The organism is Sphingobium amiense, from assembly GCF_003967075.1.
Classification (GTDB): Bacteria; Pseudomonadota; Alphaproteobacteria; order Sphingomonadales; family Sphingomonadaceae; genus Sphingobium; species Sphingobium amiense.
Map to the genome: position 1 here is coordinate 70401 of NZ_AP018666.1, position 20904 is coordinate 91304.

Sequence of the window (20904 nt, forward strand, 5' to 3'; positions counted from 1 at the left end):
GGGATCGCGATCACCCCATGAGGCGACAGGCTGAAGCATCGCGTCCTTCTTGATAACTCAAGGACGCATCATGCCTGCGCTCAATTCCATCCAAGTCGACAAACTATTTCGCCTGATCGGCACGCCCAAGGCGCCGGTCATCATCGATGTTCGCACCGACGAAGACTTCGCCGCCGATCCGCGCCTCATTCCCGGTGCGATGCGCCGACCCTGGGCCGAGGTCGCCAACTGGGCGGGCGGCTTCCGCGGCAGGCCGGTCGTGGTCGCGTGCTGGCAAGGCCACAAGCTCAGCCAGGGCGCTGCCGCATGGTTGCGGCAGGATGGCGCGGAAGCTGAAGCACTCGACGGCGGCGTCAAGGCGTGGGTCGATGCCGGTTATCCGCTGGTGCCCGAAGCGATCCTGCCAACGCGCGATCCGCAGGGTCGTACCGTGTGGGTCACACGCGCGCGGCCGAAGGTCGATCGCATCGCTTGCCCTTGGTTGATCCGCCGCTTCGTCGATCCGAACGCGGTCTTCCTGTTCGTTGCGCCCGGCGAGGTGGTCGGGGTCGCAGACCGGTTCGGTGCGGCGCCGTTCGACATCGAGGGCGACGGCATCCGCTGGAGCCACGACGGCGATCGCTGCACCTTTGACGTGATGCTCGACGGGCTCGGCCTGGCCGGGGTCAAGCCGCTTGCCCATCTCGCCATGATCGTGCGCGGCGCCGATACCGGGCGTCCCGATATCATTCCCGAGGCAGCGGGGCTGGTCGCGCTGTCGCTCGGTCTGTCGCGCATGTATGCCGACGATCTCGAACAACTCGACGCCGGAATGCTCGTCTATGACGCGCTCTATCGCTGGTGCCGCGATGCGACCGGGGAGACCCATGACTGGGTCTCGCATCAACCGAAAGGCGCGCGCGCGAAGCCGGTGACGGCATGAGCACCGCATCCGTGGAAGTGGGCGTCGCGTCGTCGCGGCAGCCGGGACCGGTCGCGCCGGTCACACTTGGCGAAGCCTTCTGGGTCTGGCTGCGCATCGCCGCGCTCTCGTTCGGCGGTCCCGCCGGGCAGATCGCGGTGATGCACCGCATCCTCGTCGACGAGAAACGCTGGATCGGCGAGCATCGGTTCCTGCACGCGCTCAACTATTGCATGCTGCTTCCCGGTCCCGAGGCGCAGCAGCTCGCTACCTATATCGGCTGGCTGATGCACAAGACGCGTGGCGGCATTGTCGCCGGCGCGCTGTTCGTGCTGCCCGGCGCGGTCTCGATCATGGCCTTGAGCTGGATCTACGCGCTCTACGGCCGGGTCGGCATCGTCTCTGCCTTGTTCTTCGGCCTCAAGTGCGCGGTGCTCGCGGTGGTGTTGCAGGCGGTCGTGCGGATCGGCAGCCGCGCACTCAAGAACACCATCATGCGCGGGTTGGCAGTGCTGGCATTCCTGCTCATCTTCTTCCTCGGCGTGCCGTTCCCGGTCATCGTGCTCGGCGCTGGCCTGATCGGCTATTTCGGTGGGCGCGCGGGGATCGCCGCGTTCCAGGTCGGCGGCGGGCACGGCGCGGCCAAGGGCGAGATCGTCGAGGATGCCGACACGCTGCTCGGCGAGGCGCTGCCCGCGCACGCCAATCCCACGATTCGTCAGTCGCTGCGCCAGGCGGTCGTCTGGATGGTGCTGTGGCTGGCACCGGTTGCGGTGCTCTTATTGCTCCTCGGGCGGACCAATGTGTTCAGCCAGATCGCCACCTTCTTCTCGACCATGGCGGTGGTGACGTTCGGTGGTGCTTACGCGGTGCTCGCCTATGTCGCGCAGCAGGCGGTCGAGGGCTATCACTGGCTCAGCCCGACCGAGATGCTCGACGGTCTCGGTATGGCCGAGACGACGCCCGGACCACTGATCATGGTGCTCCAGTTCGTCGGGTTCATGGGCGCCTATCGCAATCCGGGGATGCTCTCTCCGTTGCTCGCGGGGACGCTCGGCGGACTGCTCGCAACCTGGGTAACGTTCATTCCCTGCTTCCTGTGGATCTTCCTCGGCGCGCCGTTCATCGAGCGGATGCGCGGCAACAAGGCGCTCTCCGGCGCGCTCGCGGCGATCACCGCGGCTGTCGTCGGCGTAGTGCTCAACCTTGCCGTCTGGTTCGCGATCCACACGATCTTCCGGCAGGTGCGGCCGCTGCGGGCCGGCCCGATCGAGTTCGACATGCCGATGCTGACCAGCGTCGATCCGTGGGCGCTCGCCATCTCGCTTGCGGCGATCATCGCCATGTTCCGCCTGAAGGTCGGTATCTGCCTGACGCTCGGCGGCGCTTCGGCCGCAGGCGTCGCCCTTCACCTCGCCGGGCTGGTCGGATGACCGGCCACAGCCATTTCCAAAGGAGACGCCCATGACTGACCCCACGATTGATCGCCGCAACCTTCTCGCCGCCGGCGCGATGGTGACTCTTGGTGCCGCCGCCCTCGGTTCGGCCGAAGCCGTGGCACAGGCTCCGGCCGCGGCCGGTCCCGCCGGCAAAGCGTTCGCGCCGCAGCCCGTTCCGCTGCCGTTCGATCCGAAGTCGATCACCGGCTTGTCCGAGCGGCTGCTCGTCAGTCATCACGACAACAACTACGTCGGCGCGGTGAAGCGGCTCGGGGCGATCAGCACGCAGTTCGCGGGGATCGATCCGATCAAGGCGCCGGGGTTCACGGTCAACGGCCTCAAGCGCGAGGAACTGATCGCCTGGAATTCGATGATTCTGCACGAGCTCTACTTCGCTGGCCTTGGCGGAACGTCGCGCCCGGGTCGCATGCTTGGCCAGCTGATCGAGCGTGACTTCGGCAGCTTCGATCGCTGGGCAGCGGAGTTCACCGGGATGGGCAAGGCACTCGGCGGAGGATCGGGCTGGGTGCTGCTCCAGTGGAGCCACCGCGACAACCGGCTGACCAACCAATGGGCCTCCGACCACACCGCGACCCTCGCCGGGAGCACGCCGCTCCTCGCGCTCGACATGTACGAGCATGCCTACGCGATGGATTACGGCGCCAAGGCAGGAGACTACGTCGATGCGTTCATGCGATCGATCGCGTGGAGCCATGCCGACACGTTGGCCAGCCATTTCGGTGGCGGTTAAAAAGACGCCCGCCAACGAAGCTTTCGCTCTGTCTGTTCAATATTGAGGGAGCTCATCGCAGAGCGATGGTTCCTTTGGTTTGTCGACAGCGAGCGTCGTTATGAGCCGGGGCAGCGTTGAGCTGTGTGGAGGGCTCCACACTGCCCCGGCTCATAACGACGGTTGGGCAGCCCTATCGCCAGCGAGAGTCTCGTTTCTAACTTGCGCGAGAATGTCTCTTTTCAAAATTGGTTTAACAGAATTTGCGATTGTGGCACGTGTCCGCATCGGCCTATTCCGGTTTGAATGCGAAGTTACTCAATGATATGATGTCGGCGGTAGAAAGTCGCCCATGTTTGATACGATCACATACGCATTCACCAAAGATCTACCCGGCGGCCCAATCTATAGGCCGGCCGATCCGATGCCGCATGAGATCAATTCCGACGAGAGCGATGACGATACTAGCGAGCTTTCGCGTGGCCGCCTGATCGGTGGCGTGATTTCGCTTGTCCTGCTCGTGGCGACGGGTGCCTATCTTTACCTGACGCTCTGACCGGTCCTTTACTTCCGCAAGTTCGGATCGGTGAAGAAACCGCGATTGAGTTCGCGGCCGACCTCGGATTGTAGATCAACATTCGCGCCACCGCGATTGTTACGGGCGGCTTCCGCTGCCGCCCGATCACCGTCCAGCTTCGCCTGTCCATCAGCGATCATGCGGGCAGCGGCGCCAGGGTCGCCGCCTCCCCCACCGCTACCGATCCCGCTAACCCCGCGCGGATTATAGGAGCCGCGCACATCGCCGGCGTCGAGATCGATCCGCGACACGTCGACCAGCGACGGGTCCTTGATATCGCCGCTGATCTCGGACCAAAGCGCGTCTCGTTTTTCCTGTGCCCACTGTTGAATCAATTGGTCACGGACCGCGCGCTTCTGCGGCGTTAAGTCGGTCGCCCAAAGCTCGGGCGCATCAAGGTTGGGATGAAGGGCCTGTTGCAGCCTGTACCATTGCGCAAGATCCTGGCTCATATTCTCGCTGAGCTGCATCCCGTGCGATTCGGCGAAGCTCGCATCGCGCGCGAGGGATTGCGATAGCTCTTCCATACGCCGCGCGGCCTCGGAATAGGATCGTGCCCGCGAAAGGGCGTCCTCGGTGCTCACCGAGGACGATGACGTCACCGATGACCGGCTGAACGAGCCTGAACGAACATAAGTGCCGTCGGATGTGCTAGCTCCGCTGCCGTTGGAGTGCTCGTCGCGCACACCGCTTGAAGACGAGCTGGAGCTGTCGGAGGAACGCGTTTGATCCGTGCCATAGCGAAGATTGTCGACCTGTTGCCCGGTCTTGCTGACCCCAAGGGAACCGCCGACATTGGGAAGAAGTCCCCCGCCGCCTGCCCGCCCACCGCCACCCTTACGACCTCCGCCGCCGCCGATGCCGCCATTGATCCCGCCGGTCACCTGATCGAGCGTGCCGGCTGACCGATCACGGCCCATCGAGATCCGATCGGTCAACCCGGTCGAGGAGCGCTCCTCTAGGCCCTGCGAGCTCGACCCGGTAACACGATCGAACTTCTCGACATTTGTATTTGCGGTGGACCCGCTTCCAGATTCAAAGCCTCTGGATCGCTCGGACGAGACCCCAAACGCACTTCGGTTCGTGTGTGTGCTGGTCAGAATATCCTGCGCGGCATTCTCCCACGCTTGCGCTTGGCGATGCGCCGCGCTCGACATTTCCCGCCATTCCGCGACGGTGCCGCTGTTCATGGTTGGCGTGAACCCCAGCCGCGAGATCGCGCCCGACATGTCGATGACATCTTGTCCATTGCCGAAGCCCGACACCACGGCGCCGTTGTCCTGGCGCCAACCCACGCTGGTCGCACCGCCCGTGAAACTCGGCGCAATCGACCATTGGTCGCTCTGGCGCATGTTCGACGTCGCATTCGCCCAGCTCACATTGCCGTAAGAATAGTTTCCCGTGGTCTGTTCCAGCGCGGCAGCCTCGGCGGCGTTCTGTGCCGGCGCAAGCATCGAGGTCGCCTGGCCCGCGATCGACATCGCGCCCCGTGCAAGACCCGCGGCGAGAAATGGGATGCTCATCAGCATGAAGCCGGCGATCGTCGCAGTCTCTCCATTCACGGCGCCGATGCCGGCATAGGTGCCCAGCGTGACGCCGCCGGGCGCGACCCCCGCGGCGGCGGCCTCGGCTCTTGTCATGCAGATCATGTGCAGGATGACATAGAGAGGCCCCCAGGCTGCGAGATAGAAGAAGCCCATCGCATAGCCCTTCAGGGTCGCGAGACCCGTTTGCGGCATCAGGAACAATGGGAATATCACCGGGAACATCGCGAAGAAGACCACGGTCAGCACGATGTTGAGGATGGGCACCCAGGCCATCGCCTGCTGTGCGATCGAATTATAAGTGTTGCGTGCCTGAATGTCGGCGCGGGTCTGCGCGAAGGTGTCGATCGTCGCCGCGCCCGATCCGCCCGCCATGCTGTTGCGGGCTTGCATGAAGGCGTTGATCGCCGTGTTCTGCCGCATGGAATCGCTGTAGTTGCTGCCCGAGCCGGTGAACGCGGCATTGGCGATCGGCAGATCGTGCCTCAGCTTGTCGGCCGCCAGCGCGTTGCTCAGCTTCGGGTAAAGCTCCTTCCCCCAGAACGGCGTGTTCGCCTCGATCATCGGCGCCCACCGCGCATTTAGCATGTCGTAAGCCTGCCGGCAGGTGACGATCGCGCTGGTGACGGTCCCATCGCCCTGCCGTTCGAGCCATTCCTGCGATCGGGCTTCCGAGCCGGGACCGATTTCCGCCCAGAGATCCTTCGATTGCGCCAGGACGGTCAGCGACTTCCGGTAGAGCATCACGTCCCCGAAGACGCATTTCTTGAAATGCTCCTCAAGATTGGTCGAGAACTCGGCATCGCGGATCACGAAGTTGCGAGTGGCGTCGAACAGGCGCGCGCCATAGACCATGCCGTTGGTCGAATAGTTGAGCTCGCTCGGCATCACGAAAACGGTCTCGGCCGTCCGCGTCAGCCAGTCGCCAATCTGCGTGGTGAAACTTGCCAGAACACCAAGCCCGAGCGGCACGTTCGCGACCGTTGCCGGTGCCAGTGACGGATTGATCCGGTCGGTGACCTTCACGTCGATGGTCGGCACCATGAGGCAGAGATAGATCGCCGTCGATTGCAGAAACCAGTTCATCCACACGCGAAAGTTCATCGTGAAGGCGACGACGAGCAGAGAGTAGATGAGCCCCATCACCATCACGACGCGGAGGAGCGAGCGGTATCCACCTCCCCCGGACCAGGCAGCGACGGCGTTGAAGGTGTTGACGAGATATTCCCCGCCCCCGACCGTAAAGACCTCGAGCATCGCGCCGGCTCCCCTGCCCTAATTCAGCCCTTGTGCGTTCAACCCGCGCGAGAAATTGAGCGCGGACGCCATGCCCGGCGTCATCGAATTCTGGAGCGTGGATTCGAGCATGATGCTGCGATCGATGATCTGCATCGTCACCTGCAGCTTGTTGGAGAGCTTCACGTCACGCTGCGCGAATTTCTGCCGCGTCGCAGCGATTTGCTGTTTCCACTGCGTCGCGGTGGCCTGGTCGAACGTCTGATAGTGAGTCTGCGCCTGCTCGACGCGATCGAGCATGTTATCGAGCATCGCGGCCAGCAGATCGACTGCGACGATCTCTGAGAGCGTTTCGATTTCGCCGTCGGTCAGCGCGTAATGCGCATAGGCCTGGACTGACAGGATCTTGTAGAGCGGTACGGTCGCGAGGTTGAGGAGCTGCTTCTCCGAACCGTCGAGCGCGGTGTCCGTCCTGATCTTGCTGCTCATCGAGCGGATCATCCCTGCGATCCGCGGCCGCAACGCCGACGAGGCCGGCACCGTCAGGGTCTGCTCACCGACATCGTAGCAATCCGTGTCGTTGCACTTGAGCATCTTCACCGCCGGTGCGTTCGCCGTGCCGTCGAGCAGCGCCGTAACCACCGCCTCCTCGGCGGGCCCGAACATGATGACCTTCCCGCCTACGCTCGGATCGGTTGATGGCGTGGTGATCACCGTGCCGACGAGCGTCATGATATATTCGGAGAATGACTGGTCGAACGCCCCGAATTTGGCGGACTTCTTCAGCGCCTCCCAAGTGTAGTTGTGTGGCTCGCCGACGAGCTGGTCCTTCATGCTCGCATCGGTATTGCCAGCGATTGTGCTGTCCCGGCGGTTGCCGTTGTTGCAGCCTTGCCGTGAAGCGGCCCAATCGGAGAATATGCCCTGGCTGTTGCCGACCGCCTCGCAGATCGTCGAGCGGGTGGTTTCCATCTGCGGCCAGATTCCACCGACCAGCGCCTGCGCCGTCTCGCAGCTCGATATATTCATCTGGTTGAGAAGCTGCGCCTTCTGGCTGAACTCATCCATTACCTTCCCGATCTCTGGCGAAACGGAATCGATCGCGAGCTTGAAGGCGAAACCAAGGGCATTGTTGGCGGTCGCCTTCAACATCGCCACGATTTCCGAGGCGTTGATGAAGGAGAAGCTGCCTGCGAACAGGTCGATGCCGCCGCAGCCCGCCCGCGCGCTCGGAAGCTGCAGATTGAACGGCGAGACGCTCTTCTGCGGAAAGCGGGTCCACACGTTGCCAAGCGAGTAATAGCCCGCGGACTGACCCTGGAATGCCGTCGGCCCGGTGACATTTGCGGCGCCACCGGCATCGTTGAAGAAGCCGTTCATCTCAGACGCGACATCAGCGTGCGCGACGCCGACGATCGCGAAATGGGAAGCTGCGATTAACGCCAGACCAGAGCCGAACTTCCGGCGCAGGACGCCCTTTTTTGCCTGTGTCATCAATAGTCGCTCCCGACCTTGGTGTTGGTCAGCATGAAGATGCGGTCCATGATTTCGTCGGCGCTGAGCACGCCGTAGCCGACCGGAATCGTCCGCTTGGTCTGGGTATCGAACAGGACCAGCGCAGGCGTTTCATTGCCCGGCACACCCATTCGTGCCCGCTGCCCGGAATCGACGACGTAATTCGGAAAATCCCTGCTCGGCCCGCCGTCCATGGATACGGCCATCACCGTCATCCGATGACTATCGGTGACCGATCGCAGGATCGGCGCGAACACCTCGCACGCGCCGCAACTTTGGGCATAGAAATAGAACAGCCCGTAGCGCTGGCCGAGGCTGGTGAGGACAGCATCGCGGTCGGCCTTCCGATTATCGAGCCACAGACGCTTGCCGACCGTCGAAACCGGGCGTTGCAGCGTATAGTCGAGGTCCGGGTTCTGCCAGAGCGCGCGTTGCCAGGTGTCCGAGAATGTCGACGCGCGATCGAGCTGTTCGCGCTGGAAGCGGATATAGTTGATGACGTTCGCTTCCGTCGGCTCGAGGATGGCCTTGGCCTTCAGCTCGTCGAGTTGCTTGGCGATCGCGGCGATCCGATCCGTGGCGCGATCCGCTTCGACAGGCGTCGCCGGCTTGGCGTTGTCCATCGGCTTTGGCTTCGCGCAATAGAACCACTGCCCCAGCCTGCGCTCGCCGCAGTAGAATTCGTCCGGCCGATCCTGCTCGATGGTATCATTTCGGGCCGCGGGCGCGTCCTGGGCAAGCGCGGGCGCCCAAATCGCCGCCGAGAGAGCTGCCGCAAGGATCACCGTCCGGTCAAGAATTGCCATGTTCCGTCCCTCCCTCGGCCTTACCGGGCGACTGTGCAGGGCGTTCGCGGGGCGGGCTTTCTTTGCGCGCTTCCCAATCCGGTAAATGAACACAGCAATCGGCCACCGTTGCGGCGTGCCGGGAGGCGCACGGCGGGCGCGGCGACGGGCTCTCGTGCGCTGGCTGAAGCAGCAGCGCTGCCGCGATGACGGGCAGCTCAAGAAGCGGCATCGACATGATCATTCTCCCTGACTTTCTGGCTTCGGACGGCCTCCCCCCGGCGTGGTGCACATCTGACCCGCCTCATTTTCCGTGGAGGTCGTAGTAGGACTGAATTTTCGCCTGGATGTCCGTCATCGTCTGGACTTCGTCAGGCAGCTTCGCCGCATCCATGAAGTCCGCATACACCTCGGTGAAATTCATGACGGAGAGGTCGAGGCGGGCAAATTCGTCGACGGTGAAGCCCTGACACGTTTCCTTTTTGGCGCTCCCCCAAGGCTTGCCGAGCTGTGGCCGGCCCTGTTCCTGAAGCACGCGGCTGAGCTTGCTTTCAAAGCAGCAATAGGCGGTCCGCTTCGTTGTGCAGATGCCGAGGATCTTCGATGAGCAATAGGTTCCGAGATTGTGGCACAGACCCATCCGATCCTTGATGTCGAGCTTCATCTCGTCCTGCGAACAAGCGAACAGGGTCAGGAAGGGCGTCGCCAACGCGGCGATCGCCGCAGGCCCGCCGGCCAGTGCGGCTGCGCCTGCACCGACCGTCAGCAGGCCTGACGTTTTGCCGGCGCAGCAGTTGATGAGCCCGAACACCGGCTTGTGACAGGTCTCGCGATTGCCCTTGAAGACCGTGAAATTGGTCTCGTCGAACTCCTCACCGGCCTGGTCGATCGAATGCAAGGCGACGAGCGCATCCTTGAATTCGGTCGACGCCTCGCGAACGATCGGCTCGCAATCACCGTTGATGCAGTAGACATCGTCGCCGCAAATATATTGCGGTGCGTCGCTGGTCCCACTCAAGGGCGTCGGGCATTTATAAACCCGGTTTTCGACCTGACATGCGCCGCCGTTCGGTTCGTCATCAAGGCATTCGGTCCGCAAATAGGTGCAGGCCCGATTGCTCTCGAGGTCGCCGCAGTCGCTGGCGGGAGTCAGCGTGTGGCAGGTGAAGTCTCTTTTCCACGCCCAGCATGCCTGGGTTATCGGCACCCCATTGATGACGCGGGTCTCCGGGCCCTCGGTGCAAATCTCCCCCGCAGGATCGGCCATGCACATGGCATCCGCTGTAAGAGGTCCACAGCCGTCGGCCCTCTTGACGGTGACCTGCGTGTCGGTCGTTTTGGCATGCCAATCCCGTCCGGTAATCGGGCTAGGGAGGAAGGCAATTCCCGTCAGGTCCTGGGAGCAAACATATTCGGTGGCGTTGTAATCGTCGCAAAATTTGTTCGTCGAAACGCCGTAGATGCGATGGGCGGCGCACGCCTGCATCACCACGCCAGTCGGACGGCATGTCCCGGCCGTTATATGCGGCGCCATCGAATCGTACCGTGCGAACGGGGTGCCGTAGGCGCTGTTGGGAACCACAAAGAATTTGAAGGCGTCGACCGTCGTCGTCTCCGGCACCATCGTGATCGAGCAGGAGCGCGGCTGGTCCTCGATCTTCGTGCCCTGATTGCAGGTCGCTTCGTAGTAGCCTGCGTTCCCAACCGCCGGTGGCAACGGCACACAAGACCCGCCACCGCCGCTATAATCTTCACCGGCCAGATAGGTGGATGGATCGTTCTCAACCGACGTCGCCCTCTGCGTGGCCGCCAAGATCTCCGAATTGCTGAACGTCGCGCGCGTCCGATCGGCGTCCGTCGTGATGCGATATTGCTCGTTCGAGGACTTCGCCGATTGACCGGCCGCCTCAAGTCGCTCGGGATCGTCGAAATAGGAACCTTCGGGCAGGCTCGGGCCGGAATAGCCGGGGACCGCTGCCGCCTGGGCGTCACTCGACGGTACGAGCGTCGGATCGTTGCGCTTCTGGGTGCCGAGCTCCTTGCCCTGCTCCCGCGCCTCCTCGACGGTCGTTTGCGCCAGCGCCGGCGTTACGACCATCAGCGCGACAACGAGCGCAGCCGAGGCGGGGATCGACCTCACCGATTGACCTTGCGCATGTTGGAGAGCCCAACGGCGGCGACGCGGGCACCCGGGCCATTCCCCTCGGCAAACTGCTCGAGCGCATATTCAACCGAGACGTTGCCAATGAGACGGTCGTGGGGCGGAACCTTGGTCTGGCACGAGAAACCGGCGCAAAGGTCGAAATCGGACGAGACGGCGATATAGGTCGGAACAGCTTGGACGTCGAAAGCGCGGAAGAGGCGCGGATCAATACCGACATTGGCGAAATCGTCCTGCCGGGTCACGATCTTCCCGAGGGCGGACGAAAACTCCTTCATCGAATTGTTCGGAAAGCCCCGGAAGACGACCACACCGCCCGCGCGCGCGGTATCGCCGATCAATTGCTTGAGCGCCTGTGGCGGCATCGACAGGCTGGCAAACACTATGAACTGGGGTGCTTCGCCCTTCCCCACCGTCGCGTTCGACGCGGCGCCCGCTACGATTTCGTCGAAGTCGACCGGACCAGCGGGCCCCTTGGGCAGATCGGTCTTCGCAACGCGCTGCATGTTGGCCATGCCACCGTCATTCACATTGGCCGCCTCCTCGCGGAACGCATCACCCCTGTCCTTCACCTGATTGACGAACGCCTCGGCATCAGCCTGAAGCTCGGCTGAGCGCTTCTTGATCGCCTGAACGTCGATCCCATCGACGCTCTGCGCAAGCACCGCCGATATGCTGGCGATGCCGAGAACAGCAGTAGAAGCCCAAAGATATCCGCGCATCGAAAGGCCCCCCTAGAGAACGCAGCAGTTGCGTTTGCGCCAGACCAGGTAGCCCATGTCCTCGCCACCGGCGGGATAGGCGCGGCCTGCGTCGGGCGGCATGGTGGATGCCCCGATCGCGGAGCAAGCGAAGCGACCGCTCACGGTCGGGATCGGATTGACCATCTGAAAGCGGTATTGCTGCTTCCGCATGATCGGCATGAGGTACTTCTTGCAGAGGCCCGCCGACCCCATCGTTCCCCACGCCAGCGCCTCGCGGTGCATCTTGTACGCAAAGCGCGACAGCGCGAGCCGCGAGGACTGAACGTGGCCGATCGACGACGGCACGTTTCCATTGAGCGGATACATGCTGCCCTGGCAGCCAGCGCACCAGAATAGCGGATCGAGCGGCAAATGGGCGGTGCCGGCGATGCAGTCTCCGGCGCAGGCAACCTGGGCGATCGGATTGGCAAAAACGATGGCTTCCGGGTTGATAAGTGCTGTCAGCGAGTCGTCCTGCCAGAGCGGGTCGATCTCGGTCATGTACGCGATATCGAAACTTGCCTGCTCGAAGCAGACGAAGTCGGTCAGGATTTCCATCCAGTAGAGGAGCGGGTACACATACCAATGGACGTGCCATTTGGCCGTGCTCTGGGAGCGGCCGCCCACCATCGACGGGCCGGCCAAATAGCCCTGTCCGATGTCGAAGCCGGGTGCGATGCGGATACCACCAAGGTTCGGAAAGCACCAAGGCTTCATGGTCACGTCCGCGAGGCGCGCTGGTTCCCAGAAACCGACGGAGATACCGATCCGAGGAATGGGGCTGCCGCAGGCGCAAATAGGCGAAGCCGGATTGGCTGTATCCGGCCGGCCGCTCGGCCAGATCTTGAGGCCGCCCACCGACAGCGGGAAGAGGCACGACCAACAGACATCGGTGATCGGGTTGACGAACTTCCCGTGACAGGTCGGTCCCGCGGCCTGAGCGCTCGGCGCGAGAATGAAGGCGGCGATCATCGTCAGGAGGAGCCGCAGAGCCCATCGCGCGCTATGCATCATTGCTCCTCCCCGCTTGCTTCCAGAAATGAGGTGTCGGCGCGATGCTTCCGCGCGAGGTAGACGGCGGTCGTGCAGATATTGGCAAGCAGAAGTACTGCGATCGCGCATGGCGCCGCCCGCCCGAAGGCGAGCGATAGCGGCTGCAGGCCAATAATCGCGGCGCCGAGCATCAGACAAAGCATCTGCCAAATCAGGCGCAGACGTCGCAGCGCGCCGGTCTCGGGGGCCGCCATCGGCGTGCGAAGCATGTCTAGCCAAGGTGGCATCAGCCTGTTTTTCCGGGCTTGAGCGCGACTTCGGACACGCGCATCACCCTGCCGGCCTGGGTGACGATTGCCGGTGTGTGCTCGATGCCGAACCGGGTCGTGAGCTTGCCTGCCTGGTCGAAATAGAAACGCCGCTTTTTCGCGGTCATCAGCTCGACCGGCGAGCCATTGACCAGGATGATCTTGGCCTTGATGTCGGAGTAATGCTCGATGGCCCACGCCGTCTGCGCGGGGTCGTCACCATCGATGAAGACGAGGTCCTGTCGGACCGAGACGAAGTCGAGCGGATTGATACGCTGGCCGGCCGCGGCGATCAGGTTTCCTTTCTGATCGCGAATGTCGCGCTCCATCATGACCGAAGGATCGAAGTCCCAGCTTCGGGCCGCTCGCGCCGCGGTTATCCCCGCCACGGGATCAGGACGCCGAACCTTCGCCTCGACGCGCTTGGCAAACATCTCATTGGTGCGCGCGAGTTCGCCACTCGCCTCGGCCCTGCGCAGTCGGGCTTCGATCGTCGAAAGCAGATCCGGCTCGATCACCGGAAATGCCTGTGCCGCCTGGCCATAATCCTTCGCTTCCGACCGCATCGGGGGAAAGACGAGCGCCGCGCCTAGCGCCGCAACCGCGCACACGCAGCTCGTGACAAGCATCCTCATAGGATTGGCTCCCCTGTCCCAATGATCTGGCGCCCGCAGACGAAGCCAATTTCGCCGTAACGGCTGTCGAAGCCGTCCTTGTGAGGCGTCGCCGCGAAATAGCATCCGGCCGGCACCCGTCCGGTGGCGCCAGGAGTCAGCGGCTCGCCGAAGCGTGTGAAGGGCTTCATCTGCGCGACCGGGTGACCATTCACGGCGACCGTCCGGCCGATATGGCTGATGATGTCGCCGGGCACGCCGTAGGCGATCTTCCCGAACATCTGTGGCTTCGCGCCGAAATGGCGGCGGAGGAGCTCGCCGGGCGGCGGATCGAAGAACACATAGTCGCCGCGTGCCGGCAGCTTGTGGCGCTGGATGAGAAACGCCCAATTCGGGAGCGAGTCCGTCGTGTTGATCAAAAGGGCGTGGCCATCACGCCATTCGCCGATCGCGCCGAAGCCAAGCGTCCCGGCGACGGCCACCGCCAGCATCCCCCACATGCGCGTGCGGGGACGCCAACGCAGGGCTTCCACCCTATTGGCCGCCGTTGCCATCAGGTCCTCCGAACGTCGAGACGGACGCACCGGGAATCTGCGGCGGGATTGGCTGGGCCGGAAAAGCCTGGCCCGCGGGCACCTGAGGGCTGGCGCCGGGGACGCCAGCCATCGGATCGATGGTTGCCCCCGGCGCCGCCAGCGGTGCTGCACGCGAGGCGGCCAGCGCCGATTGGGCAGCCGAGAGCTCCTGCATCCGCTGCAATTCCTCGACGGACATACGCTTGGGTTCGGGAACGCCCGAGGCAAAGACCGCCATTTTCAGGCTGTCGGTGATGTCCGGCACGTTCTTGGTGAGCACGGCTTCACCGACAAGCACGATCTGGCCGTCTTGGCTCCTGCGCTGCAGTTCCTTGTCGAGCGAGGACATGAACGCCTGCATCTCGGCGCGCACGCGGTCGGGCGGCGAGCCTGAGAAGCGCTGTGCCTCGACATAGTCGCCGACCAGCGCCGACAACCGTGCCGAAACGATATGGTCTTGTTTCGACTGGGTCAGTGCCCGCGTCACCCACATTCCCCAGATGATCGCAGCGACGAGCAGCAACAGGATCAGCATCTGGACGCGCGTGAAGCCGCCAAAACCGACCCTGCGCTTCGCTGCTCGGGTCTCAGGCGCGGAAGGGGGAGGAAGGTCGAGTTGGGGTTGGTCAGCCATGAGGCGGAACTCCCTCATCCGCACGCTGCGGAAGGATGCGATTGGCGCGAAGAGCGACGACGGCGGTGGAAAGGATCATGTGCGCGATCGCGAACATGTTGAGGAAGGCGGCGGTGCGCGCCGGGTCCGCGGCAACGTAGCGCGTCGTGAAATTATTGAGCTGATGGACGAAACCATCGAACGAGAAGCCGCCGATCGCGAGGAAGAAGAGGCAGAAGAGGCCCCAGGTGATGAGCATCGTCGACGCGACAAAGCCGAGCCCATGCAGCAGGAAATGAAGCATGGTCTGCCATTCATGGCGCGTGAACCCGATGTATCGCCGGGCGGTGGTCGGGACCGGATGCGTCGCCATCCCTGCTACTCCGCCGCGATCGCGATCTCGTCCTCCGGGACGAGATTGCTGACCCACTTTTCGGGATTGTTCGGAAACGCGATCCGCTCGATCGCCTCGTCCATGCTGAGGCCCTCGGCGATCAGAGCGTCGATCGCCGCAAAAGTCTTCGGACTCGAGGAGAACAGCGCTGCGGAATAGGGGTCGAGGACCAGGCGGCCGACAGCGAGGGTGTCGGGCCCTTTGATCATGATGTCCGAATATTCGAAGCCGTTGCGCTTCAAGGATCGCAACAGCGCATCGGTGTGATCGTCCATCTCGAAGCGGTCATGCTTCTTGAAGTCTGCGATCGTCTCCGGCTTTTGCTGGAGGATCACGAACCAGTCGGAATTTTCGAGCGCCGCGACCGATCCGGCCGATTTGTAATAGTCGTTCAGCGATTGCGTCGCCGTGACCAGCGATGCGCCATATTTCCGGCAGGTACGCGCGTAGGTCTCGATGAAATCGGCCATCGCCCCGCCGCGGAGCATCTGCCATGCTTCGTCGAGGAGTAGCGCTTTCGGGATCGAACGATCCAGCTTGCGCATCATCTGCTGCGACATGAACATGATCGCCGTCAGGACGACGCTGCGCAGCTCCTCACGGGCAGACAGATCGGAGAGCTCGAAGACCGTGAGCTGGGCCGAAAGTTCGAACGAGACCTCGCCCTGAAAGAAGCGGCCGTAGGTGCCGCCCGACGAGAAGGGCCGCATCGCGATCGCAAGGTTCGCGGCCAGCCCGTTTCCGGTTGCCTCGAGCGCCTCGATGACAAGATCGATCGAGCCGCGGCTGCCGTGCGCCTCCCAGACCTGGTTCACGGCACCGTCGATCAGCCCGCGCTCGGTGTCGTCGAGCAGGTTGATATGCCGGGACATCTGATTGATGATGGCCTTCAGCATTGCCATGCAGTCGAGGAGATAGTCCTCGTCTTCGGCGGCCTGGGCCTCGTCGATCATCGAGAAGGGATTGAGACAGAAGCCCGAGCTCATGGTGAACTCGACAAAGGCGCCGCCCTGAAGTTTGGCCGAATGCTCGAACGAACGCCCGTCGTCGATCACGACCACTCGCGCGCCGGCACCGCAGAGCGAGCCGCATAATTCCTGCAGCGCGACCGACTTGCCGGAGCCCGATTTGCCGAACACGGCGACGTTGTGATTGCCGGCGGCATTCTCGAAGGGGCTCCAGAAGAAGGGCTGTCCGCGCCGGCCGATCAGCAGCAGGTGGGGAATGCTTCCGCCGAGATATTCCCCCTGCAGCGGCGCGAGATTTGCGGCCGTCGTCGTGAGCAGAGTGCGCATCCGCTTCATGCGCTCGAGATCCTTTGACAGGCCATTGGCCATCGTCATGGGCATCGCGCACAACAGACCCATCACCTGCAGGTAGCGGTCATCGAGAAGATCCCAGCCCGCCGCACGGTAGACCGACTTCAGCACTCGCTCGTTGCTGTCGCCCTGCCCTTTCGGCGAGAACGACGTGACGCTGAAGAACACGCGCACGAGCTTCCTGCCCTGCCGGATCTCTTCATTGACGTGTCGCCACTCCTGCGACTGCTCGCGGAGCTGCGGCAGGAAGCGGGACGATTTGGAATCGGCCAGGCTGGTCGTTCGCATGAACTTGTAGCTGGCCTTGTTGGTCGACGCCTGCGGGTCCGGGAACTCGATGCACAGGTTGGTCGATACGGGGCATGGCATGCGCAGCTTGTCGGTAAAGATGTCGCCGATCAGCCGGGTTACGTCCCATGGCGCCCAGCGCGTGGGCAGGTTGCGCACCGAGAAGGAGCGCACATCGAACACGTCGGGGTAGATCTCCCCGATCTCCGGCGCGCCCTTCAGCGTTTTTCCGGTCGGCCGGAAGCGCTCGGTCCGCAGCAACATGCGGTCCGGCTCGATATGCAGCTCGATATCCCTTCGGATCGCCTGATCGGCGATCGGGTCGAGAGGGTTGTAGCTCACCGCATCGTCGCCAGCGGCGGTGGTCGGCGACGTGATATCGTCGATCCAGCCGATGAGCGCGACCGGGTCCATCTTGCGGGCGGATACGTTCACCGATTGAAGAGCCGAGATCAGCCCGTCCATGAGCGATACGATCTGCTCGATCGTGATGTTTGAGGACTCCGGCGTCGAGTAGGATATCGCGACCCGATGATGGCGAAGGCAAAACGGCGCGTCGGCTGAAAGCGAATTCCAGACGCCGTCCGTCAGGAAGTCGACCCGGTGCTTGGCCATCCGTTCGTAAACGCCGCGCGCCGAGTAGCGGGGCAGATACCATTTCGAGAGCTGCTCGCCGATGCGCGGCGACATCCATTGGTGAATCTGAAGGCAGCCGGGCGCGGGAATGCCTTCGGACAGGAACTGCGCCAGGATCTCACCCGTCCGCTCGTCCGCGCCGACCAGCGGCGCGGCCTCGATCACGAAGCCGCGCGAGGCGCTATTGTAGAAGATACCGGTCTTCGGGTCGAAGCTTCGATAAGGGAGCCAATGCGCAAGCATCGGGACCACCAGGTCCGGCCGCTGGGTGTCCGGTCGCTTGCTGTCGCCGAAGATACCGGACAGCAACTCATCGAGGAAGCCGCTCGCCATCTCAATTTTCCTCTGGAGCAGCGGCCGGGAAGTTCGCCGCGCGCACGGTGGGCTTCGTCTTGGGCTCGGGTGTCGGCGTCGATCCGGTCAGAGCTGCTGCCTTCGCGTCGCTCGCTGCCTGAGCCGAGCGCGCCTGGTATTCGGTAGAGCCTCTCACCCGCGTGATTGCTTCGCCGATCGCGGTCGCACTGTCTGCGCCCTCCGGCGCCGGGGCGGTCCCGGCCGAGGCTTTGTCTGCCGTTGCGAGCGGCGGCACCTTCGCTTCGATAGTCGGCGCCCCCGGCACTGCTCCCTCGACGCTGCGCGATTCCGCGCGCCTGGAGGAGACGTTAGTGGCCGGGGGCGTCGGTGTGCGGCCCGCCTTGGGGGCTAGACGGGTCGCAACATCGTCCTTGATCGCTTTGACCGGGTCGGCTGCACGGGCGCGGGCTGCCGCGACGGCCGCAGGATCGGGTAGATTGGGGTCGACGCCGCCCGTCGCTCGGCTTGCCAGTTCCGCTCGATCGACCGCTTCGGCGAGCGATTCCGGCTGCTCAGCAGCGACAATCGCATCTCGGTCCGGTATCGCTGTTGCATTGACGAGGAATTGTTGTTGCCATTCCCCGCTTTGCACCACGGCATGGACTGCCGTCACCTCATGAAGGCGGCCACGCTCATCGATATATGGCTGAAAGACAATGCGCAGCACGCGCTCCTGGGTACGGCGCGCATCGATCTGAGGTGCCGGCGCTTGTCCTAAAAAGGCGATGTGCGAGGATCTGGGTGCAGACTGCCTGGCCGGCCCGCTGCTGGCCGGCGATGAACGCTCGACAGTGCCCTCTCCGGTGATCATCGCGAGTGCTCGATCGTCGATCGAGGACGATGGCGCGCAGATGCCATCGGGCGCTTTACAGGAAAAACTTCCCTTCACATTGCTGCCGAACGTGGCGCACCCGCCAAGCAGGGACAGAGCGGCGATCGCGCAGCCGCGCAGCGACAGGGCGTGCCGCGCCGTCACGACCGCGTCCCCTGCAGCCAGGCCTCGAGAAACTCCTTGGGCCGATATCCTTCCAGGACGGCGCCATCACCCCGAACGATGATTGGCGTCGCATTAAGCCCATGCTCGCGCGCGAAGCGCTCGTTTGCATCGAGCCCCTTGGTGTCGCAGCTCGCCGGCGCTTTGAATGGCTCACCGGCATAGGCGGCATGCAGCGCCTGTTCCTGGTTTTTGGAGCAATAGACGCGGTCGGCGATGTCGCGGCTACCGAGGACCGAGATCGGACGCTCGACCACCTTCACATCCATGCCGCGCAAGACGCTGGCGAGCGCCCTGCAATAACCGCAACGGAAGTCCGTGAAGATGGTGATGCTCTGTTTGGCCGACCGGTTGCCCCAGACAATGGCCCCGTCGGCCGGAAGCCCAGACAGGTTGAGCGAGACGGGGCGGACCGGCGCGGATGTCTTGCCGACACCGCGCGCCGTCGCTGCGATTTCGCCAGCCTCGCCGTCATCGGATACCGCGGCGTTCGCCTTGGCGGCCCCGCCCACCAGCATGTCCGGATTGATCTCGAGCAGCCGCGCCGCGGTCAGGTCTTGGCGCGTCTCCATATCGTAGACACGACCGATGATCAGATAGCGCGCGCCATGATTGACGTAGAAGAGGTTCGCGCCCGAGGTGACTTCGCACAGCCCGTCGATCTTATCGCAATCGAGCTTGTTGATCGGCGTCTTCGGAAGCCTGGTCTTCAGGAGCAGGCTGACCTTGGCGTCATCCTTGCCGGCGACATCGGCTGCAAGAGCGATTCCGGCAACGCCGAGCGCGGCAGCGGCCGCTACAATCGGCGCCGGGCGAGCGAACGCGCGCAGCTTTCGCAGACGATCAATTGCGGACATAGACACCCTCCAGGAAAACGATTTCGACATCGATGCCGGTCGGCATCTCGATCACGGGCTGATATTGCTCGGCCCGCTCGATCAGATATTTCGAGACGTCCTTGCCCGATTCCGCGGCACCGCCGCCGAGCGCGCGCAGGCCGACGCTGCCGAAGTTGGGCGTGCGGTTGACGCCCCCCTCCCCGTCGGTGCTGATGCTGGCGAGCGGCTGATTGAAAGCGGTGTTGAGAGCGTTGCCGCCACCACTGACCAGACCGGCCAGAAACGCCTGCATGGCAAGCGAGCCTTCCCGGCTGACCACTCGGCCGCGCACCCCTGTCTTGCCGCCAAAGGCGATGAACCCCTTGACCTCGGAGACGGCGTAGCGCCCGCCAGGCTGCGGGCACGTCATCTTTTGCAGTTTGACGTAGACCTTCTCGCTCGAGAGCTCGCCGCGGGCGGCACCGTTCACGAGGCAGCCTTCGATCTTGGTCGTTAGGAGGCGCCCGTTCTGATAGACGGAACGGGCCGGGCCAGTGACGCGAAGCACGACCGGCAAGGGGTCGGTCTGGCTGTTGACGCCGGCGCTCGCGTCAACGCCGACTATGACCTTGGCACTGGCGAAGCTGTTGGGCGGCAGATAGTTGATGCTGTCGCTGAAGGTGGTCGTTCCCTTAGCGACGCGCGTGGCATTGCCGGCATCTGCGGTCTGGAAACTGACCAGCTTGACCTCGGCGGCGCCTCCCATCGGCATCGGGCGACCATTGGCAGACGCGTTCGGCCCATCCGGACGCTGATAGGCCTGGGTCCCGTTGGGCCCGTACATCGCGCCCGGCCCGGTCGCGGGCGCTGGCGCCGGCGTAGTTCGGGCGGAAGCCACCTGTCGGCGCAGCGCCTCATTCTCTTGCTGATAAGCCGAGAGGACGCGCGAGCCGTCCGCCCGCATCGCCTGATTTTCCCCCTTGAGCAGTTCGACCTGCTGCGAAAGCTGGTCCAGGCGTTGCTGCTGGCCGTTGACCGATTTCAGTTGATTCTCGACCGATTGCATCTGGTTTTCGGAGAGCGCCATCCACTCCTGCTGGTTGAGATTCTTGTTGACCATGTCCTTGGTCGACACCTCGACCTTCGCGGTCCCGTCGTCGTTCGTACCGGTCGCCTTCTCGTCGCCGCCGAAGATCCAGAAGGACGATGCCACCAGGCCGACGCCGGCGACCCCGGCGAGCAGCATGCGCTGCTTTTTTCGGATGCTTTCGTTCGCGGACAGGTCGGCCGAGATGGGCGAGACGCCCTCAGTATCGCTGCCATCCAACGGCTCACGATTGCGTTTTAGGAAGTCATTCCAGGCCATG

Annotated in this window: 19 protein-coding genes; 4 read left to right on the forward strand and 15 right to left on the reverse strand. The window is 63.5% G+C overall.

Features of this window, described 5'->3' with window-relative positions:
- Positions 1–70: 70 nt before the first annotated feature.
- The 4 genes from SAMIE_RS21735 (at position 71) to SAMIE_RS21750 (ending at position 3626) form a co-directional block, all read left to right on the forward strand.
- Positions 71–922 carry a chromate resistance protein ChrB domain-containing protein gene (locus SAMIE_RS21735; protein WP_066701124.1) on the forward strand — a complete coding sequence of 284 codons (852 nt, stop codon included), beginning with the start codon at positions 71–73 and terminating at the stop codon, positions 920–922.
- Complete coding sequence (chrA, locus tag SAMIE_RS21740; protein ID WP_066701125.1) at positions 919–2334, forward strand: chromate efflux transporter; 1416 nt, start codon at positions 919–921, stop codon at positions 2332–2334. Before SAMIE_RS21735 ends, chrA begins: the two co-directional genes overlap by 4 nt.
- 31 nt (positions 2335–2365) lie before the next feature.
- Positions 2366–3091, forward strand: a complete 726-nt coding sequence (locus SAMIE_RS21745) for a superoxide dismutase (RefSeq protein WP_083216031.1) — start codon at positions 2366–2368, stop codon at positions 3089–3091.
- 331 nt (positions 3092–3422) lie between these two features.
- A complete protein-coding gene (locus SAMIE_RS21750; RefSeq protein WP_066701126.1) occupies positions 3423–3626 on the forward strand; it encodes a hypothetical protein in 204 nt (67 codons plus the stop codon).
- An 8-nt stretch (positions 3627–3634) separates the two neighbouring features.
- On the opposite strand, the gene SAMIE_RS21755 is transcribed toward SAMIE_RS21750, so the two are convergent.
- From SAMIE_RS21755 to SAMIE_RS21825, 15 genes are all read right to left on the reverse strand, one after another.
- A complete protein-coding gene (locus SAMIE_RS21755) occupies positions 3635–6448 on the reverse strand; it encodes a conjugal transfer protein TraG N-terminal domain-containing protein (RefSeq protein WP_066701127.1) in 2814 nt (937 codons plus the stop codon).
- 18 nt (positions 6449–6466) lie between these two features.
- Positions 6467–7921, reverse strand: a complete 1455-nt coding sequence (locus tag SAMIE_RS21760) for a conjugal transfer protein TraH (protein WP_066701128.1) — start codon at positions 7919–7921, stop codon at positions 6467–6469.
- Positions 7921–8748 carry a conjugal transfer protein TraF gene (locus tag SAMIE_RS21765; RefSeq protein ID WP_083216030.1) on the reverse strand — a complete coding sequence of 276 codons (828 nt, stop codon included), beginning with the start codon at positions 8746–8748 and terminating at the stop codon, positions 7921–7923. The genes SAMIE_RS21760 and SAMIE_RS21765 overlap by 1 nt, the downstream gene beginning before the upstream one ends.
- A gap of 283 nt (positions 8749–9031) precedes the next feature.
- Entirely contained in the window at positions 9032–10825 is a 1794-nt protein-coding gene (locus SAMIE_RS21770; RefSeq protein ID WP_066701158.1) for a conjugal transfer protein TraN, read from the reverse strand.
- Between the two features lie 38 nt (positions 10826–10863).
- Positions 10864–11610, reverse strand: coding sequence for a type-F conjugative transfer system pilin assembly protein TrbC (gene trbC / locus SAMIE_RS21775; protein WP_066701129.1), 747 nt, complete (start codon positions 11608–11610; stop codon positions 10864–10866).
- Between the two features lie 12 nt (positions 11611–11622).
- On the reverse strand, positions 11623–12642 hold the full coding sequence (gene traU, locus SAMIE_RS21780) for a conjugal transfer pilus assembly protein TraU (RefSeq protein WP_096367889.1): 1020 nt from the start codon (positions 12640–12642) through the stop codon (positions 11623–11625).
- On the reverse strand, positions 12642–12911 hold the full coding sequence (locus SAMIE_RS21785) for a hypothetical protein (protein ID WP_066701131.1): 270 nt from the start codon (positions 12909–12911) through the stop codon (positions 12642–12644). Before SAMIE_RS21785 ends, traU begins: the two co-directional genes overlap by 1 nt.
- The gene (gene traW / locus SAMIE_RS21790; protein ID WP_232037495.1) at positions 12911–13498 is read right to left on the reverse strand and encodes a type-F conjugative transfer system protein TraW; all 588 of its coding nucleotides are present in this window, start codon (positions 13496–13498) and stop codon (positions 12911–12913) included. Before traW ends, SAMIE_RS21785 begins: the two co-directional genes overlap by 1 nt.
- Positions 13499–13563: 65 nt before the next feature.
- A complete protein-coding gene (locus SAMIE_RS21795; protein WP_066701133.1) occupies positions 13564–14100 on the reverse strand; it encodes a S26 family signal peptidase in 537 nt (178 codons plus the stop codon).
- Positions 14081–14755, reverse strand: coding sequence for a TrbI F-type domain-containing protein (locus SAMIE_RS21800; RefSeq protein ID WP_066701134.1), 675 nt, complete (start codon positions 14753–14755; stop codon positions 14081–14083). The genes SAMIE_RS21795 and SAMIE_RS21800 overlap by 20 nt, the downstream gene beginning before the upstream one ends.
- Positions 14748–15107, reverse strand: a complete 360-nt coding sequence (locus SAMIE_RS21805) for a hypothetical protein (RefSeq protein WP_066701135.1) — start codon at positions 15105–15107, stop codon at positions 14748–14750. Before SAMIE_RS21805 ends, SAMIE_RS21800 begins: the two co-directional genes overlap by 8 nt.
- Positions 15108–15112: 5 nt before the next feature.
- Positions 15113–17704, reverse strand: a complete 2592-nt coding sequence (traC, locus tag SAMIE_RS21810; protein WP_066701136.1) for a type IV secretion system protein TraC — start codon at positions 17702–17704, stop codon at positions 15113–15115.
- 1 nt (position 17705) lies between these two features.
- Complete coding sequence (locus SAMIE_RS21815) at positions 17706–18701, reverse strand: TraV family lipoprotein (RefSeq protein WP_066701137.1); 996 nt, start codon at positions 18699–18701, stop codon at positions 17706–17708.
- Positions 18698–19576, reverse strand: a complete 879-nt coding sequence (locus SAMIE_RS21820; RefSeq protein WP_066701138.1) for a DsbC family protein — start codon at positions 19574–19576, stop codon at positions 18698–18700. Before SAMIE_RS21820 ends, SAMIE_RS21815 begins: the two co-directional genes overlap by 4 nt.
- Positions 19563–20903, reverse strand: a complete 1341-nt coding sequence (locus tag SAMIE_RS21825; protein ID WP_066701139.1) for a TrbI/VirB10 family protein — start codon at positions 20901–20903, stop codon at positions 19563–19565. Before SAMIE_RS21825 ends, SAMIE_RS21820 begins: the two co-directional genes overlap by 14 nt.
- Between the last annotated feature and the right edge of the window lies 1 nt (position 20904).